Origin of the sequence: Bradyrhizobium sp. BR13661 (assembly GCF_029892425.1) — a bacterium.
Classification (GTDB): domain Bacteria; phylum Pseudomonadota; class Alphaproteobacteria; order Rhizobiales; family Xanthobacteraceae; genus Bradyrhizobium.
Map to the genome: position 1 here is coordinate 1 of NZ_JARXWB010000090.1, position 1051 is coordinate 1051.

At 60.1% G+C, this 1051-nt stretch carries 1 protein-coding gene; it reads right to left on the bottom strand.

Going from position 1 to position 1051, the window contains the following annotated elements; translation table 11 throughout:
- Positions 1-16: 16 nt before the first annotated feature.
- Positions 17-956, bottom strand: a protein-coding gene (locus M2427_RS42080) for an IS630 family transposase (protein ID WP_280712571.1) whose coding sequence is annotated in 2 segments (ribosomal slippage) — positions 17-611 and positions 610-956 — 942 coding nt in all. Because the reading frame shifts where the segments join, the coding sequence is not laid out codon by codon here.
- Between the last annotated feature and the right edge of the window lie 95 nt (positions 957-1051).

The following is a 1051-nucleotide window of genomic DNA, read 5'->3' on the forward strand; positions in this document are numbered from 1 at the left end:
CTAAAGCGTGATGACATTAGGTTTGATATCCTGAATTTCTGAGGTAGTTGGCGCACTCGTCGGCCGAGAAGGCCTCGAGTGCGTGACCGATTGCGGCGCAGACCGCGTCGACGGTTCGCGCGGCAGCTTTGCGGAGCAGATGTTTGAGCTTGGCAAAGACCTGTTCGATCGGGTTCAGGTCGGGTGAGTATTTTGGCAGGAAGAAGAGTTTGGCGCCGACCGAACGAATGAGCAGGCGAACTGCTTTGCTCCTGTGACTGCCGAGATTATCCAAGACGACGATATCGCCAGGTCGAAGGACGGGCAGGAGAACCTTCTCGACATAGGTGCGAAAGCTCACGCCATCGATCGGCCCCTCGATGAACCACGGCGCATCGATCCGGTCATGGCGCAGGGCCGCCAGGAAGGTCATGGTCTTCCAGCGGCCGTGAGGAACCTTGGCGGGAAGTCTGTGCCCGCGCGGCGCCCATCCCCGCAACGGCGCCATATCGGTCCTGGTCCATGTCTCGTCGATGAAGACCAGACGCTCAGCTTCGACGCGACCTTGATACTTTGCCCACTGGGCTCGCCGCCGCGCGACCTCGGGACGATCGCGTTCGCCAGCCGCCACGCTTTTTTTTGAAGCTGAGCTTCTCGGCATGCACGAAATCCCACACCGAGTGGTAGTCGACCTTCAGGCCGCGTCCGGCGAGCTCGGCAACGAGCCCGCGTATGGTGAAATCGCCGTCTTTGATCCGTTGCGACAGCCAGACCGCATGCTCACCCGAGATTGCCTTTGGCTTGTAGCCACCGATCTGGCTCGGCTCAACGCTGCCCGTCTCGTCGACCCGCTTCATCCAGCCAATCGCTGTGCTGATTGCCACCCCAAACTGCTTGGCGGCCCGATTGCGGGACATCCCGCGCTCAATCGCGGCTACCACACGCTTGCGAAGATCCAGAGAGTATGGCTTGCCCATCCATGCCGGCCTCCCATCCAGCCAGCACGGTGAATCAGAAACAGGCTGATTTGGGAATCCCAAATCGATTCAGACTAACCCCATCCCGCTTTAGC